Source organism: Mesorhizobium sp. AA22 (assembly GCF_001672375.2).
Taxonomy (GTDB): domain Bacteria; phylum Pseudomonadota; class Alphaproteobacteria; order Rhizobiales; family Rhizobiaceae; genus Mesorhizobium; species Mesorhizobium wenxiniae.
This window is the reverse complement of sequence record NZ_CP048406.1, coordinates 992062-1005459: the sequence shown is the minus strand read 5'-3', so window position 1 is coordinate 1005459 and position 13398 is coordinate 992062. Positions and strand designations below refer to the sequence as shown.

16 protein-coding genes are annotated in these 13398 nt (G+C 64.8%); 9 read left to right on the top strand and 7 right to left on the bottom strand.

The genetic code is table 11. The features are described 5' to 3' along the window. Positions 1 to 23: 23 nt before the first annotated feature. Together A9K68_RS04780 and A9K68_RS04775 are read left to right on the top strand one after the other, a co-directional pair. Positions 24 to 380 (top strand): hypothetical protein, encoded by a 357-nt coding sequence (locus A9K68_RS04780; protein WP_065007331.1) that lies wholly within the window; start codon positions 24 to 26, stop codon positions 378 to 380. An 89-nt stretch (positions 381 to 469) separates the two neighbouring features. Continuing rightward, complete coding sequence (locus A9K68_RS04775; RefSeq protein ID WP_065007215.1) at positions 470 to 1285, top strand: oxidoreductase; 816 nt, start codon at positions 470 to 472, stop codon at positions 1283 to 1285. Positions 1286 to 1541: 256 nt separating this feature from the next. Here the strand turns inward: A9K68_RS04775 and A9K68_RS04770 are convergent, their stop codons facing one another. From A9K68_RS04770 to hemC, 6 genes are all read right to left on the bottom strand, one after another. Next, on the bottom strand, positions 1542 to 2258 hold the full coding sequence (locus A9K68_RS04770; protein WP_065007216.1) for a glutamine amidotransferase: 717 nt from the start codon (positions 2256 to 2258) through the stop codon (positions 1542 to 1544). A gap of 11 nt (positions 2259 to 2269) precedes the next feature. Continuing rightward, positions 2270 to 2749 (bottom strand): TerB family tellurite resistance protein, encoded by a 480-nt coding sequence (locus A9K68_RS04765; RefSeq protein WP_065007217.1) that lies wholly within the window; start codon positions 2747 to 2749, stop codon positions 2270 to 2272. Positions 2750 to 2794: 45 nt separating this feature from the next. Continuing rightward, positions 2795 to 4396 (bottom strand): heme biosynthesis protein HemY, encoded by a 1602-nt coding sequence (locus A9K68_RS04760; RefSeq protein ID WP_065007218.1) that lies wholly within the window; start codon positions 4394 to 4396, stop codon positions 2795 to 2797. Positions 4397 to 4406: 10 nt separating this feature from the next. Continuing rightward, positions 4407 to 5897, bottom strand: a complete 1491-nt coding sequence (locus tag A9K68_RS04755; RefSeq protein WP_065007219.1) for a COG4223 family protein — start codon at positions 5895 to 5897, stop codon at positions 4407 to 4409. Between the two features lie 305 nt (positions 5898 to 6202). Continuing rightward, positions 6203 to 6919, bottom strand: a complete 717-nt coding sequence (locus A9K68_RS04750) for a uroporphyrinogen-III synthase (protein ID WP_065007220.1) — start codon at positions 6917 to 6919, stop codon at positions 6203 to 6205. A 1-nt stretch (position 6920) separates the two neighbouring features. Continuing rightward, positions 6921 to 7847: a hydroxymethylbilane synthase gene (gene hemC / locus A9K68_RS04745; RefSeq protein WP_065007221.1), complete on the bottom strand. Its 927-nt coding sequence runs from the start codon at positions 7845 to 7847 to the stop codon at positions 6921 to 6923. Positions 7848 to 7952: 105 nt separating this feature from the next. Here hemC and tsaD point away from each other — a divergent pair, with 105 nt between their 5' ends. From tsaD to A9K68_RS04715, 6 genes are all read left to right on the top strand, one after another. Next, the gene (gene tsaD / locus A9K68_RS04740; RefSeq protein ID WP_203546919.1) at positions 7953 to 9038 is read left to right on the top strand and encodes a tRNA (adenosine(37)-N6)-threonylcarbamoyltransferase complex transferase subunit TsaD; all 1086 of its coding nucleotides are present in this window, start codon (positions 7953 to 7955) and stop codon (positions 9036 to 9038) included. Continuing rightward, positions 9035 to 10045: an NAD(P)H-dependent glycerol-3-phosphate dehydrogenase gene (locus A9K68_RS04735; protein ID WP_065007223.1), complete on the top strand. Its 1011-nt coding sequence runs from the start codon at positions 9035 to 9037 to the stop codon at positions 10043 to 10045. The genes tsaD and A9K68_RS04735 overlap by 4 nt, the downstream gene beginning before the upstream one ends. Before the next feature lie 24 nt (positions 10046 to 10069). Continuing rightward, on the top strand, positions 10070 to 10366 hold the full coding sequence (locus tag A9K68_RS04730) for a YciI-like protein (RefSeq protein ID WP_065007224.1): 297 nt from the start codon (positions 10070 to 10072) through the stop codon (positions 10364 to 10366). A 25-nt stretch (positions 10367 to 10391) separates the two neighbouring features. Continuing rightward, positions 10392 to 10817: an EVE domain-containing protein gene (locus A9K68_RS04725; RefSeq protein ID WP_065007225.1), complete on the top strand. Its 426-nt coding sequence runs from the start codon at positions 10392 to 10394 to the stop codon at positions 10815 to 10817. A gap of 53 nt (positions 10818 to 10870) precedes the next feature. Then, positions 10871 to 11470, top strand: a complete 600-nt coding sequence (locus A9K68_RS04720) for a methyltransferase (RefSeq protein ID WP_246811395.1) — start codon at positions 10871 to 10873, stop codon at positions 11468 to 11470. Between the two features lie 107 nt (positions 11471 to 11577). Then, a complete protein-coding gene (locus tag A9K68_RS04715; RefSeq protein ID WP_065007227.1) occupies positions 11578 to 12000 on the top strand; it encodes a DUF1761 domain-containing protein in 423 nt (140 codons plus the stop codon). A gap of 52 nt (positions 12001 to 12052) precedes the next feature. Here A9K68_RS04715 and gcvA read toward each other — a convergent pair whose 3' ends face one another. Further along, a complete protein-coding gene (gene gcvA / locus A9K68_RS04710; RefSeq protein WP_065007228.1) occupies positions 12053 to 12994 on the bottom strand; it encodes a transcriptional regulator GcvA in 942 nt (313 codons plus the stop codon). A gap of 165 nt (positions 12995 to 13159) precedes the next feature. On the opposite strand from gcvA, the gene A9K68_RS04705 reads away from it, so the two are divergent. Then, positions 13160 to 13396, top strand: coding sequence for a hypothetical protein (locus A9K68_RS04705; protein ID WP_065007229.1), 237 nt, complete (start codon positions 13160 to 13162; stop codon positions 13394 to 13396). Positions 13397 to 13398 lie beyond the last annotated feature (2 nt).

Below are 13398 nucleotides of genomic sequence, written 5' to 3'. Positions count from 1 at the left end.
CACAGTCCAAACGGAGCCTCGCGATGATCAACCTCATCGGTGGTGTGGTGGCATTCGGCCTGGCCGCGTCTCCGCTGCATGCCGGTGAGCTGTCGGCCATGGCGGGGGAGAGTATCCGTATCGGCGGCCTTCATGGCGTCCTCTACTACACCAACGACAATGACGGCTATCGGGTGATCGCAACGATGGCGGATGGTGAGGCCGGGGCTCCGGTGCGCTTCTCGGCCACCCTCGCCGAAGGGCAGTCGGCCACCATATCGGTGCCGGGAAAATTGGGCGAACCTGACCAAAGCCTCGAGGTGTCGCGCTCGGGCGACAAGCTTACCGTCACCGAGGTGGGATCGGTGTCCGACCAGAAAACTGGGGCCATTGCCGAGTAATGGCTTCACTAGGTCGCCGGGGCGTGCGCCACATCTCCATTTGTGCGCACGCCTGCAGCCGGTAATCCAGCACAAAGAAAGTGATTTCCATGAACAAGACCAATCTTGGCGTCGCCCTGGTGACGGGGGCGTCTTCCGGCATCGGCCACGCAACGGCCAAAGCCCTACAGAATGCCGGCTTTCGCGTGTTCGGAACCAGCCGTCGCGCGGTCGCCGAACGGTCCGACGGCATCACCATGCTGACCTGCGACGTCACCGATGACGCATCCGTGGCGAAACTGGTCGATGACGTTCTGGCCGAGGCCGGGCGTATTGATCTGCTCGTCAACAATGCCGGCATGGGTCTGCTTGGCGGCGCGGAGGAGTCCTCGATGGCCCAGGCTCAGTCGTTGTTCGACGTGAACGTCTTCGGCGTTTTCCGCGTGACCAACGCGGTGTTGCCGACAATGCGCCGCCAAGGAAAGGGCAGGATTGTCAATTTGAGCTCGGTGCAGGGGTTCATCCCAGCCCCCTATTTCGCGCTTTATGCGTCGACCAAACATGCCATTGAAGGCTATTCCGAATCGCTCGACCACGAACTGCGCCCGTTCGGAGTTCGCGTCGTGCTGGTCGAGCCCGCCTATACCCGTACGTTATTCGAAGACAATCTCGCCAGGCCGGATCAGTTGCTGGATATCTATGACTCTGCGCGCGCTGGCATGAATGTAGCCGTGCGGAAGGCGATGGAAAAAGGCGATGCGCCCGAAGTGGTAGCCAAGACCGTGTTGGCGGCTGCGACTGATCCCACTCCTAAGAGGCGCTATCCGGCGGGAAAAATGGCGCGCCAGGTCAGTTTCCTGCGCCGTTTCGTCCCGGCATCCGCATTCGACAAAAGCCTGCGTAAGCAGAACGGGCTGCCGGTCTGACGTCCACGTCAACGACTGCTGCTTCGGTCGAACCGGCAAACCACGGCAGGCTACTGTCGCTCGGTTCACCGCTTCGGCAGGCAGACCTTGCCGTCCGGTGGGCTGACGAAACTCTTGGCGCATTGTCGGCTCCGTCGGTGGCGGGACTTGGAATTGGTGGCACGAATCCGGACACCTGAAGCCGCAGCGCCTCGTCCCCCAAAAACGGCGATACAAAATTAGATCAATAGTTTGCGTTTATAGACGCAAAACTAGATCAGGACAGCGCGGGCTTACCGAAGATCGTCTGCAGGAATTCGCCGAGCCAGCGCTTCAGATGCATGTCCCAGATTAGCCGGCCGCCGAGATGGTCGCGGCCGGGCTGCGCGCCGGGCAGTTCGAAGCGATGCGCGCCGCGAACGACCCAGCGCTGCATCATCGCCCTGGTCAATTCGCCATGGAACTGGATGCCCCAGGCATTGTCGCCATAACGAAAGGCCTGGTTGGGATAGGTTTCGGCCGTCGCCAGCAGCGTCGCGTCCCTCGGCAGCGAGAAGCCCTCGCGGTGAAACTGGTAGACCATCTCAGGCCAGCGCATCAGCTTCCTGCCATCCTCCGTCGCTTTCAGCGGATACCAGCCGATCTCGACCAGCCCCTCGCCATGCCCCTCGACCTTGCCGCCAAGATGTTTGACCAGCATCTGCGCGCCGAGGCAGATGCCGAGCAACGGCCGGTTCTCCCGGAGCGGAACTTTCAGCCAGTCGGTCTCGCGGCGGACGAAGTCATCCTCGTCATTGGCGCTCATCGGTCCGCCGAACACAACGGTTCCGGCATGACCGTCCAGTGTTTCCGGCAAGGCGTCGCCGAGCGGCGGGCAGCGGAGATCGAGGTCGAACCCCTCTTCGATAAGCATGTGGCCGACGCGCCCGGGGCTCGAACTCTCCTGATGCAGCACGATCAGGATTTTTGGTCTCGGCCTCGGCGTGGATGGCATGGGTATCCTGTCTATTCGTCGCTCGACGTTCCAGTAGCACCCGGCGCTTCGGCGGCCGCCTTGCGGCGTGCCTCGACGCGGTCGTGGCGTTCGACATCCATCAGCTCGGCGACCCGCCAGACGATATTGTCCTCGAGTTCGTGCAATTCGCCATCGGCATAGACGATCTGCCACATCAGGCCGATGAAGGCTTTTCGCGCGTCCGGATCGAGCTGACGCTTCAAAACACTGGTGAAGGCGTAGAGGTCGATCGCCTCATTGTCGGCCCGCTCGCCGGCAGCGGCAAGCGCGTCGAGCTCGTCGCCGCTGATCGAATAGCTTTCCGCCAGCACCGCCTTGAACCGCTCCCATTCGGCATCCTGACGCACGCCGTCGGCACTCATCACATGGTAGAGAAGGGCGGAAGCCGCAATGCGCGGATCATCGGCGTTGTTGCGGGCGCTGCCAGCTGCCGGCAGGTCCTTCAGAAACGACAGAACGCGTTCGAACATGTGATTCCTACTTCCCATCAGCCAAAACTATCAAGCTCAGCCGAATCAAAACAATCGAAACTTGCGTGGTGATTTTTGGTCTTGGTCGTCCGGATCGACGCCGGGATCGTCGGGCAGCCGCGCCAGTTCCTCCGCCGGTTCGACAGCTTCGGCATCCGGTGGCACCGCGGCAAACGCCGTGGCGTTGACCGGCGCAACATCGTCTTCGCCACTTTCCGAGGCCGCCGCGGCGGTCGGTCTTTCGGCCGAACCAGCGGGGTTCAGCTCGATCACATTTTCTTTTGCCGGTTCGATGGGCCCCGCAATCGTCGGCACTGCGGCGTCCGGCGCGTCCTCATCACTGTCGATGAGCTGGCCGAGCCGCTCCATCGGCGCCCGCCACTCAAAGGCGTCGAGCTTGCCGGTGATCGGCGACACCGGCGCCCAGCGTTCGGAGACGACGCCGTCGGCAACCCAGGCCGGATCGCGCGGTGCACGCACTGCCTTGGACAAAAGTTGCCGAATCTTGCCCTGATCGCCGGTCTCGGCCTCCTCAATGTCGGCCAGAAGCAGATAGGCGCCTTCGCGGCGATCCATGCGTATGGCTGCCTCGGCCTCTTTGCGGGCGGTTGAAAAGTCCTGCGCGTCGAGTGCGGCGCGTGCCACCGCCAGCGATGATTCGGCGTGGTTCTTCTTCATCTCCTGCAGCTTCTTCGCCCGGTTCAGGCGGTCGAGCACGGCATCGCCCGGCCGGGCGTGGGTGTAGAGCTCCGCGATCTCCGGATGCGGCTCGGCTTTCCACGCCGCTTCCAGTATCTTCGCGCCCTTGCGCACATCATTCTGTCTGAACAGCAGTTTGGCTGCGATCACCGCCGCCGGCGCGAAATCCGGCCGCAGCCGGTTGGCCTCAAGAGCAGCGGTTTTGGCGGCATTGGGATCGCTGTCGATCAGCGCCTGCGCCTTGGCAGTGAGCAGCACGGCGCGACGCCGGTTGGCGGCGTCGCGTTCGATCTGGCGTGTCGATTTCTGCGCCTCGACCAGTTTCAGCGCGCCGTCCCAGTCGCCGCGCCCGGTCAGATCTTCCAGCGTCGATTCGGCGGCCCAGGCCAGCTGCGGCGCCATCGCGGCGGCGCGGCCGGCATAGTGCCGCGCCGCGTTGCGATCGCCGAGGCGTTCGGCCTCGAGGTAGAGCCCGCGCAGGCCGAGCAGCCGCATTTCGGGATCGTCGAGCATGGTCTCGAACTTTTCGCGGGCACCCTCATGGTCGCCTTCGAGCAGCGAGGCTTGCGCCTCGAGCAGGTGGATCAGCGGCTCCTGGTCGGAGCGAATGAGCTTTGCCGCTTCCTTGGTCTTCTTGCGGGCGAGCGCTCCGTCACCGGCCCCGGCGGCGATCATGCCGGTCGACAGCGCCTGATAGCCACGGTCGCGACGGCGCACGCGGAAATAGCGCGATATGGTGTAGGGGCTGTTCCACAGCGCCTTGAGCAGCCACCAGACGATCATCACCGCGGCGACCACGGCGACAACCGCCACCGCCGCCACCATCAGGCTGACCTGGTATTGATAGCCGCTGAAGGTGACGACCATCTCGCCCGGCCGGTCAGCCAGCCAGGCGAAACCCAGCCCGAGCACGAAAACGACGGCGAGGAAAAGCAGAATGCGAATCATCGGGTTTTCCTCACGCCTTCATCGCACTGGCGATCAGCGCCTCGATCTGCGTCTCGACTTCGGTCCGCGCCTTCAGTTTGCCGGCAAATTCGGCGCCGGCGGCCTTGGCCGCCTCGGGCAGTGTGTCGTATTCGCTGAGCGCCTTGGCGTAGTCGCCCTGGTTGACCGCCACCTCCATACGCGCGACGGTTTCCGGCGCCCCGGCGCCTTCGACGGCGCCGATCGGCCGGACCTTGACCAGCGATTCGGCGCTCGACAACAGGTTTTGCAGGAAGCCGGCATTCTGGTCGACGGGCTCCGAGGCAGCGACCATGGCATTGGCCGCGGCGGGCATTTCGGCGGCGATCTCAGCCCGGGTCGGAACGCCCTTCTCGGCGTAGCTACGCAAGGTCGCGAGCTCCGGCGCATCGGGTGAAATCGCCGCAAAGGTTTCGAGTTCGGCCGCGAAAGGCGCACCGCGGTCGAGTGCTGCCTTCAGCGCCGATGCGGCAATGGCGAGCGCGATCTTCGGTTGCGCTGCCTGTGCCTCGAGCTTGCCGGAAAGCTGCGACACGGATTGTTCCAGCGCCGCAAGCCGGCCTTCCTGCGCTTTCGCCGTCTCGCCGGCGGATTTCACCAGTGCGTCGAGCCCGACCAGCTTTTCGTTGAGCGGGCCGAGATCGACCGGCGCCGTATTGCCGGTTTGGCCAAGAGCCGCAATCTCCGTCTCGATCTGCCTGACCTTGTCGCCAAGGGCTGCAAGCCCGGCACTGTCGCCTGCTCCACCCTGCTCGACCGCCGATTTCAGCGCAGCGACATCCGTCTTGACCTGATCCAGGGCCGACGACAGTCCGTCCACCTTGGCCGACGCATCATTGTTGCCGCCTGTGTCCTTGAGCCCGGCGATCTCGCTCTTTAGCGAAGCGATTTCGCCATTGATGCCATCGAGCGATACGCCGCCCGAGGAGGCATCGCCGGCCCCTGGCGCGCCGAGCAAGCCGGCAAACTGCAGCCCTCCGGCGGCGGCGAGTGCGATGACGCCGCCGATAAAGCCGGCAGCGATGATGCCGCCACGCTTCGGCTGCGCCATGTATTCATTCCCTGTCTGGGTTTCTTTCGGCGCTTCATCGGTCCCGCTGCTGGTCCCCGTCCCGCTGGCTTTGGCGGATGCGTCGTCGAAACTGTAGTCGAAGGCCCGGTTCGCCGACGCCTCCGAGCCGGCCGGATAAGTCGGTTTGGGTCCTTCGGCACCTTTGGCGCCACCCTCTGCGGGCTCTTCCGAGCCGGCCGGCGGGGCCGCGTCGGCATGTTCCCACGGCTCGATGTCGGTCTGATCGGCATGCACGGGTTCATCAGGCGCTTCCGGCTGCGACGCGTTTGCCGCTTCCTCCGCCTTCGCCTCGTCGGTCCGCCCGTTGGCGGCATCCTCGTCGGCAACGCGCGAGACGGCGCCGGGTTCGAGCTCGATGGTCACCGGCTCACGACGGCTTTTCGAATGCCGCATCTTCGGCGTCTTGACCATGCTTGGGCTCCACAAAATTCGCTTCGGGATGGTTCAGAAAGGGTCTAGCACATCACCAAGCGATGAAAAGGGCGGCGTGATGACGCCGGGGTCGGTTTTGGCGAGACGCCGCAGGGCCCGTGTCTGCGCTTCAGGGAGATCAGAAACAAAAAACCCGCCTTGGCGGCGGGTCGTCGGCGCGAATGGGCACGACAAGCATTTGTTAGCACAGCTGCCGGCACAAAGCAAGAACAAACATGCCGATCCAGGCAGTCGCCCCAGCGCTGACGCCCCGGGACGGGCAGGCAAGCAGCGGCAGGCGCCGGTCAGCGCCGCGCCTGCAAAAGGCCCAGCAGCGCATCTTCGCTGGGCTCAGGCGCTATCCGGATCCTGTCGCCGGCGACATCGTCCGACGCCGCGGCAATGCGCGCCGACAAAGCGAAAAAAATTGTCCTCTCAAAAGCGCCAAGCAGCGCCGGCCGGCCGGCCAGTGCCTGCATCGCTTTGGCCGCGTTGCCCGAATAGAGCAGCACCGCCTCGACCGGCAGGCCGGACAAGCGCGCAAGAACGGCTTCGTCGGAATAGTCCAGCGCGACGGTGTCATAGGTCTCAACGGTGCGGACGTGAACGCCTGCGGCCTGCAGCCGCTGCTCGAAACCCGAAAACCGCACGCGCCCGCACAGATAGACGATGGTCTGTCCGGCGTAATCGCCGGCAAGCGCATCCGCCAGCGCCTGGGCATCGCCAGGGCCTTCGCTGACGGAGAAGAATCCCGCAGTGTGGGCCGCTTCCGCGGTCCTTTTACCGACGGCATGGCAGGGCAAGCCGGCGAGCGCTGCGATGATTTCCTTCGGCGCGTGACGCACGGCATTGGCGCTGGTGACGGCAACGGCCACGGCATTGTCTGCGACCCCGTCCGCATCGACCGGCAGAGCGACCGTTTCGGTCAATGGCAGCAGGATCGGCTGAAAACCCTGGTCCAAAAGCCGCTGCGCCGTGCGCGAGGCGCCCGGTTCCGGCCTCGTCACCAGGACACGAACCATGTCAGGCCCAGCCGTCGAAGAATTTTTCGCCAGCCTTGGCCCGTACGGTCCTGGCGGCATCCTCGCCGATGTGGGCGGCATCCTGCACCGGGCCTTCCGCCTTGACCTCATGGGACTGCGTACCGTCCGGCGAGATTATCAGGCCGGCAAAGACAACCGTTCCGCCCGATATCGTCGCATGGCCGGCGATCGGCGTGCGGCACGACCCGTCGAGCGCAGCCAGGAAAGCCCGTTCGCAGGCCAGCGCCTGTCCGGTCGGCAAATCATGGATTGCTGTCAGCATCTTTTCCACATCGAGGTCGCCGATGCGACTTTCGATGCAGATCGCGCCCTGCCCCGGCGCCGGCGGAAAGGTGTCGAGCGGCATGAGGTCGGTGATGACATTTTCGAGCCCGAGCCGCTTCAGCCCGGCATAGGCAAGGATGGTGCCGTCGGCAACGCCCTCGTCGAGCTTGCGCAGCCGCGTCTGCACGTTGCCGCGGAACATCACCACGTCGAGGTCCGGCCGCATCCGCCGGATCAGCGCCTGGCGCCGCAGCGACGACGAACCGACCTTTGCGCCGTGCGGCAATCCGGCGATCGTTTTCGCCGCCTTGCCGACGAAAGCGTCCCGGGCGTCCTCGCGTGGCAGGAAGGCGGACAGTTGCAGCCCGTCGGGCAACACCGTCGGCATGTCCTTCGACGAATGCACGGCGATGTCGATACGGCGCGCTAGCAGCGCTTCCTCGATCTCCCTGGTGAACAGGCCCTTGCCGCCGGCTTCCGACAGCGGCCGGTCCTGGATGCGGTCGCCGCTGGTCGAGATGACGACCACTTCAAATGCCTCAACCGGCATGCCGTGCGCGGCCATCAGTCGCGCCTGCGTTTCATGCGCCTGCGCCAGCGCCAGCGGGCTGCCGCGTGTTCCGATTTTCAAGGTTGTTTGCATGGCGCGCCGTCCGTGATAACCCCCGGCAGATGGAGGCCGTTTTCCGGGCTTCCTCCTAATGGGGAAAGACTGGTTGCACAATCTCTAGGGGATAGCGACGAATTGATCCGCGTTCTGGGCATTGAGACGAGTTGCGACGAGACCGCCGCGAGCGTGGTGGCGCTGGACGGCGGCGGCGCGCCGAAAATCCTGTCCGATATCGTGCTCAGCCAGATCGAGGAGCATGCCGCCTTCGGCGGCGTCGTGCCGGAAATCGCCGCGCGCGCCCATGTCGAGGCGCTGGACGGCATCATCGAGGCAGCGCTCGCCGATTCGGGCGTCGATCTCGCCGACATCGACGCGATCGCCGCGACCGCCGGGCCCGGCCTGGTCGGCGGGCTGATCGTCGGGCTGATGACGGCCAAGGCGATCGCCGCCGCGGCGAACAAGCCGCTGATCGCCATCAACCATCTCGAAGGCCACGCGCTGACCGCGCGGCTGACCGACGGGCTCGATTTTCCCTACCTGTTGCTGCTGGTGTCCGGCGGCCACACGCAGATCGTCGCGGTGCGTGGCGTTGGCGACTATCAGCGCTGGGCGACAACCATCGACGATGCGCTCGGCGAAGCCTTCGACAAGACGGCCAAGATGCTCGGCCTGCCCTATCCTGGCGGGCCGAATGTCGAGAAGGCGGCGGCGACCGGCGACGCCGCACGCTTCGCCTTCCCGCGGCCGATGAAGGGATCGGCGCAGCCCGATTTCTCCTTTTCCGGGCTGAAGACCGCCGTGCGTCAGGCAGCAACGGCCATTGCCCCGTTGAGCGACCAGGACGTCGCCGACATCTGCGCCTCGTTCCAGGCGGCGGTGGCGGATGCACTGGACGATCGTGTTTCGAGGGCGCTGAACCGATTCCGTCAGGAGTTTCCAGGCGAGATGGAGCCTGCGCTCGTCGTCGCCGGCGGCGTCGCTGCCAACCGGACGATCAAGGCGACACTCGAAGCCCTATGCGAGAAAGCCGGCTTTGCTTTCGTCGCACCGCCGCTCAAACTCTGCACCGACAATGCGGCGATGATCGCCTGGGCCGGCATCGAACGGCTGCGCGTCGGCATCGCGGGTGAGAACGCCGCCGATTTCGTGCCGCGCTCGCGCTGGCCGCTGGACAGTATCTCTGCCCCGATGGTCGGCTCGGGCCGGCGCGGAGCCAAGGCATGACCGGTAGCGGGCACAAGGCGCCAAGCGGTTGGCGCATTGCCGTGCTCGGCGGCGGTGCCTGGGGCACGGCGCTGGCGCTGGCCATGCTGCGAGCCGGTCATTTCGTCCGCCTCTATGCGCGCGACCCGGAGACCGTCGCCGCGATCGACCGTGGCGAAAATCCGCGCTATCTGCCGGGCATCGCGCTCCAGGCCGGCATCGTGGCAACGAGCGACATCGAGGCCGCGCTCGACGGCGCCGACTGCGTTCTGGCGGTGGCGCCGGCGCAGTCGCTGCGCGCCATGCTGGCCACCGCGAAAACCCATATGCCGAAAGGCGCCCCGCTGGTTCTCTGCGCCAAGGGCATCGAGCGCGACACCGGCGCGCCGCTGTCGGCCATCGCTAGAGAGATCCTGCCTGAAAATCCGGTCGCCGCCCTGTCCGGCCCGAGCTTCGCCACGGACGTCGCCAGGGGCCTGCCGACGGCCGTGGTGGTCGCCGCCCGCGACGAGGATCTGGCGGCCGAGCTTGCCGCCCGCTTCTCGGCGCAGAACCTGCGCTGCTATTCGAGCGACGATCTCATCGGCGTCGAGATCGGCGGCGCGCTGAAGAACGTCTTCGCCATTGCCGCCGGTGCCGTCACCGGCGCCGCGCTCGGCGCCAGCGCCCAAGCCGCCATGGTGACCCGCGGCTTCGTCGAATTGCGCCGCATCGGTGCTGCCTTCGGCGCCAGGCCGGAAACGCTGATGGGACTTTCCGGCCTCGGCGATCTTTTGCTCACCTGCTCGTCCGCCCAGTCGCGCAATTTCGCCTACGGGCTGGCGCTGGGACAAGGCAAGCCACTTGCCGGCCTGCCATTGGCCGAAGGCGTGCCGACGGCGGCGATCGCCGCCCGCATTGCCGCCGAGCGCAAGATCGATGCGCCGATCATCACCGCCGTTGCCGCCATCCTGGACGGCACGATCACCATCCGCCAGGCTGTCGCGGCGCTGATGACAAGGCCGCTGAAGACCGAAACCGACGTGTAATTTCGAACAATCCGGAGATGGAAGATGCTGTTTGCGTTGATTTGCAAGGACAAGCCTGGAAGCCTGCAGGTGCGGCTCGATACCCGGCCCGAGCATGTTGCCTTCCTGGAAGGATTGAACGGCGAGAAGAAGCTGGCCTTCGCCGGTCCGTTCCTCGAGGCCGACGGCAAGCCGAACGGCAGCCTCGTCGTGGTCGAGGCGCCCGATCTGGCCGCGGCACAAGCGCTGTCGGCGGCAGACCCCTATGCCAAGGCCGGGCTGTTCGAAAGCGTCGAAATCCGGCAATGGAATTGGACCTTCAACAAGCCGGCGGCTGCCTGATCGCCAGCTGCCAGGAGGAGCAAAAATGAACTACTGGCTGTTCAAATCTGAACCCTCGGTCTTCTCCTTCGAGGACCTCAAGGCGAAGGGCAAAGCCGGCACGCAATGGGACGGCGTGCGCAATTATGCGGCGCGCAACAATATGAAGGCGATGCAGATCGGCGACCTCGGCTTCTTCTACCACTCCAATGACGGGCTCGATGTGGTCGGCATCGCCGAGGTCTGCGCGCTGGCTCATCAGGACACGACTTCCGACGATCCGCGCTGGGAATGCGTCGATATCCGCGCCGTAAAGGATATGCCGAAGCCGGTGACGCTGGAACAGGTCAAGGCCAATCCCAAGCTTGCCGAGATGGCACTGGTCCGGCTCGGACGGCTTTCCGTGCAGCCGGTGACGCCGGCCGAATGGAAAGAGGTCTGCCGCATGGGCGGCCTGACCCCGGCTCCGTGACGGCGCTGACGCCGAACAGCGCGAAAAGCTTCATCCTCGACAACACGGCGCTGATGGCGCCGTCGCATGTGCCGGAGATCCTGCTGCATCTGGCCGACGAAGCGCACGATCTGTGGCAGCGGACCGAGGACGAACTGGCCGAGATCGGCCTGCCGCCGCCCTTCTGGGCTTTCGCCTGGGCCGGCGGCCAAGGCCTTGCCCGCTATATCCTCAACAATCCGTCTGATGTACAGGGCAAGCGCGTGCTCGACTTTGCCTCCGGTTCCGGCCTTGTCGCCATCGCCGCGGCGAAGGCCGGCGCGGCAGAGGTGATCGCCGCCGACATCGACCCGTTCTGCGCGACCGCGATCCGCCTCAACGCCGAGGCCAATGATGTCGGGATAAAGTTCCTCGGCTCGGACTGCATCGGAGCCGATGCGGGCTGGGATGTGGTTCTGGCCGGCGACGTCTTCTACGACAAATCCTTCGCCGAACGGCTGATTCCATGGTTCGCGACGCTGAAGGCGCGCGGCGCCGACATTATCGTCGGCGATCCCGGCCGTTCCTATATGCCGCAAGCAGGACTGGAGCCGCTTGCCGTCTATGAAGTGGCGGTAACCCGGGCGCTGGAAGACGCCCTGGTCAAGCGCACGACCGTCTGGCGGTTTGCTTGACGGCATCGCCGAACGGGCGTTCCATCACGCATCGATTTGAGAGTACGCATAGCGTTGTCCCAAAACCGCTGGGCACTTTTGGGCGACATGCTTCCGGGGAGGGAATCATGGATTTTTCAGCAGTGAACTGGCTGGCGGTGATCGTCGCCGCGGTGGTGGCGTGGTTGTTCGGCGCTGCATGGTACATGCGCCTGAGCAAGCCGTGGCTCAAGGCCGCCAGGCTTGATCCGGCGACCATGAGTAAATCGCCGCTGCCCTTCGTCATCAGCTTCATTGCGGAACTTGTCATGGCGCTCGTCATGTCCCTGATGATCGGAGCGATGACCGGTGGCGAACCGAGCCTCGTTGCCGGGCTCGTCTTCGGCTTCGTTCTCTGGTTCGGATTCGTCGCCACGACGTTATCCGTCAATCATCGCTACGAAGGGTTCGGCTGGGACCTGACCATCATAGACTGCGGTCACTGGCTCGGCGTGCTGCTTATCATCGGCGCGGTGATCGGCTGGTTCGGCGCAGGGGAAGTCGCGGGCTGATCCTGCCGCCACGAAATAGGTCGACGACCGCCGGCTGATCACTCAGAGCGGCCTAAAACTCATCCAAGCGTTGGTCCGGCTGCGGGTTGTGAACTTCGTTCAGGAGCCAATCCCTGAACGCCTCGATCCTGGCGTCGTTGGCCGATCCGATGGGGTAGACCAGATGATAGGCGAAGTCGGGCGGAACCCTGATGCCAAGTTCGAAGGGCCGGATCAGCCGGCCCTCGGAAAGATCGTTTGCCACCATGGCAAAATCGGCGAGCGCGACGGCATTGCCGTCGAGCGCGGCCTGAACGGCGTCGGTCGAGGTGCCGAACACGATCGTCCGGCTGTCGTCGAAATCGTCGACGCCGGCCGCCGCCATCCACATGCGCCAATTCGGCCACGTCACGCCTTGTCGCGCCCACTCGATATGGGCAAGCGTGTGATGGAAGAGATCGCGCGGCTCGCGCAGCGGTGGGCCGGAGGCCAGCAGGCTGGGGCTGCACACAGGAATGATGATGTTGTCGAACAGCCGGTGGGTGCAAAGGCCCGGATATTTTCCCGCGCCGAATCGGATGCCGACATCGACGTCGTCCAGGTCGAAATCGCGCAATTCGGACGCAATGTCGAAGCGGAGCTCGATGCCCGGCCGCTGCTTGCGAAAGTCATCGACGCGCCGCATTAGCCATTTTGTCGCGAACTGCGCGTCGAGGGTCACTTTCAGCAGCGCCGTTCCGCGCGCCATCTTGTGCGCCCGTGAGACGGCCCGGCCAAGCAGATCCAGCGCGTCGGTCGACGCCTCGAACAGCACCGCGCCCGCCTCCGTCAGCCGGATCGTGCGGCTGGTGCGCGTGAACAGCACGATGCCGAGCTGATCCTCGATTTCCTTGATCTGGTGGCTGACCGCAGCCGGCGTCAGGCCGAGCTCATCTGCGGCGCGGGTGAAATTGAGGTGCCGGGCCGCCGCCTCCAGCGTCCTCAGTGCACGGGTTCCCGGCAGCAGGCGAGCCATCACAGTAGGACGAGGAGAGGCCGGTCGATCATTTTCCAATCCTCAAATAAAACTTGAAGATGCTGAGAAAACTACTCGTTTCACGTTTTGATTTCAATCCGGCATGATGGGACCATCGAAATAACGTCAAACCGGATTTGACATCCGAATGAAGTGGATTGTGCCATGTCCCACATGGTTATGACTCCTGCAATCGCCCGGTCGGCCTGGCTGCGCGCGACGCTTGACTGGTTTCGCCATGCGAAAGTTGCGGTCAATCTCCCGCATCAGAACGTCGACGATCTTGCGGACCGCCAATTGCGCGACATCGGCGCCGAACGCAAGGATGTCGCGCGCGTGATGGACCGGGAACTCGGCCGGTTGGGTCTGCTCGACATCGGCTGGCAGAGGCCGCGGACGTAGGG